Here is a 2,822-nt window from a genome sequence, read left to right as displayed (position 1 = left end):
TTGGTTTATTAAGTAGAGGCAAGGGCATTGAATATGTGATAGCAGCTCTACCAAAAATTATAGCAGTTCATCCGAATGTTGTTTACTTGATAATTGGTGCAACTCATCCCTTGGTTTTGAAGAATACCGGCGAAGAATATCGTAAACAATTAATTGACCAAGCCTATCAACTAGGTGTACAAGATCATGTATTGTTTTATAACGAATATTTAGAAACGGACAAGCTTTTAAAGTTTTTACAAGCAACGGAAATTTATTTATCAGTTTCCCAAAATCCTGATCAAGCAGTATCTGGTACTTTAACATATGCATTGGGCGTTGGTCGACCAGTTATATCAACTCCCTTTGCCCAAGCTCGCGAGCTGATTACTCCCGAACTCGGATCCTTAGTTAAATTTCAAGATAGCGAAAGCATTGCCCAGGAGGTAATTGCGCTTTTAAGTGATAAAGATCGATTGACTAATATAAGTAAGACCGCTTATTTTCGTACTCGAAGTATGACGTGGCCTAATGTGTCGCTGGCGTATATGCGTGAATTTATTGAAATATCACCCGAGTTAGCCCGCAAAAAAAGGAATTTACCCATTATTAAATTGCAACATCTTCGTAAACTTACCAACAGTTTTGGCATTTATCAATTTGCCATCCTCAATGAACCAAACCCGAATTGGGGTTTTACTTTAGATGATAATGCCAGAGCCTTAATAGTAGTGGCGAAGTATCATGGCATTTATCACGATCAAGATGATGAGCGACTAGCTGAAATTTATTTACGATTTATCGAACGAGCGGTAAAGGATGATGGGGGATTTGTAAATTATTTTACTAAAGAAATGAAATCCAATTATGATTTGAATCAAGATAAGAACTTAGAAGATGCTGAAGCCCGTGCTTTGTGGGCCCTTGCTTGCGTGGCCACCAGTAAATTACCCAGAAGTTTAAAAAAAAGAGCAAGCGTGTTATTAAATAATCAGTATAAAAAATTGAAGGTTGTGAATTCACCACGAGCGATCGCCTTTCACATTAAAGCTCTGACAACCTGGTTAGCCTTAGGTAATAATGAAAAGATTATCAAATTAGTTGTTAGGCATGCTGATTTCTTATTGGATCGTTTTAACGATAATAACACCAAAGACTGGCAATGGTTTGAACAATCGCTTAATTATTCCAACGGTGTTTTATCAGAAGCCTTACTTTTAGCTTATAAAGTTACAGGTAATTATCTTTATTTTAAAGCTGGCAAGACAACTCTAGATTTTTTAATTAGTAAATCATTTCACGACGAAGTTTGTGAACCAATTGGTCAGGCTGGATGGTTTAAACGAGGAGAAAAAAAAGAAATTTATGATCAGCAACCGGAGGAGGTCTCCTCTTTAGTATTAGCCTTGAGGACAATGTATGATTTAACTGGCGATCATGACTATGAGAAAAAAATGTTATTAGTTTTTAATTGGTTTTTGGGTAATAATTTATTAAATCAGGTTGTCTATTCTCAACTAACCGGTGGTTGTTACGACGGTATCGGTGAAGGGTATATTAATCTTAATCAAGGTGCTGAATCAACAATATCTTATTTATTAGCGCGTTTGGTTGTGGATGTTAAATATAATTAGGTGGCATATTTTTTTTCAACCTTTTTTGTGTTAGCTCGAAGTTTAAATTATTAATTAATAAATTAATTTTATGTATAAAAAGAAAAAAGTTGCTGATAAAAAGCATCGTAAGAGTAGTGGCAAAAAAATTGCCAGCTTGCGACACTAAGTACGCAATAAAACCAGCCCCATTTGGGGGTGGTTTTATTAACTTGACAGTCGCTTCACCCTATACTAAGTTAGTCTATTAAGCCGTCGGTAAAAGTAGCGCCGTCGCCTAGAATTAACTTAGAGAATAGCTATGGCAAAAAAGAGCCAAAATCAAGTTTTAATCATTGTTTTGACAGATAATTGTTTTATTACTCAAGACAATATTCGGACTATGATGCCGGAGCTTTTTTTGCTGGGAAAATGCCAAGTACTTAGGATAAATAACACTAACGCCACAACGATTAAACACTGGCAAAAGATAGCTAGTGTGATTAGTCAACAGTATGATAGTTATGAAGGATTTATTGTTATTGAAAATTACCATCAGGTTATTGGCTCAGCAATCGCTACTAAATTATCTTTGCAGTCTAACTATAAATCAATTGCCTTTGTGGCGGTGAAAGAATTAAATCACGATTTTTTATTTAATCAGAAAATTGACGAATTAAATTTACGTTTAAATATTATTAATAGTTTACAGCTGATTAAAAGCAATCTCCAGACAGTGATGATTGTTGATGAAGATAAGGTCATTGATCCACTCTGGACAGCAGAGCTAAGAACGACTGATTTGCAAAAATATGTCAGTATTAATGAACAGTATTTGGCACAACTAGATCAAGTTATTACGATTACCGAAAATCTTAAATTTCTACCCGGTACACTTAAGTTGATGGATCAATTTAATAATAAAATAAAAATAATTCATTATATTGATTGGTTGGCTTGCGAAAAAGAGGATAGGCAGTCAAAAAAAACTGCTGGTTATTTTATTTATTTAACCAGCACTATTACCATTGAGGAATTAAATAGTTTACTAAAAAAAATAAATCAAAGTTTGCCCATTGTAATATATAACAACAATCAAACCATTATTAATGAGAAGATTAATACTGATGTTATTTATTGCGATCAATATTCTTATCGAGCAAATTTAATAAAGATATCTTGGGCTTTGGGAAACAGTAAAGACAAGAAAAGTTTTAATCAACTTTTTCTACAAAAATGAAATTTTATTTG

The 2,822-nt window shown here is 33.8% G+C and carries 2 protein-coding genes; both read left to right on the top strand.

Features of this window, described 5'->3' with window-relative positions:
* The coding region (locus COX77_04855; protein PIZ98361.1) for a hypothetical protein at positions 1–1,613 on the top strand (1,613 nt) is incomplete at its 5' end.
* Between the two features lie 280 nt (positions 1,614–1,893).
* The gene (locus COX77_04850; GenBank protein ID PIZ98360.1) at positions 1,894–2,811 is read left to right on the top strand and encodes a hypothetical protein; all 918 of its coding nucleotides are present in this window, start codon (positions 1,894–1,896) and stop codon (positions 2,809–2,811) included.
* Positions 2,812–2,822: the final 11 nt, after the last annotated feature.

The sequence above is a fragment of the Candidatus Komeilibacteria bacterium CG_4_10_14_0_2_um_filter_37_10 genome (assembly GCA_002793075.1).
Taxonomy (GTDB): Bacteria; Patescibacteriota; Patescibacteriia; order UBA1558; family UBA1558; genus UM-FILTER-37-10.
This window is presented reverse-complemented; position numbering and strand designations above follow the sequence as displayed.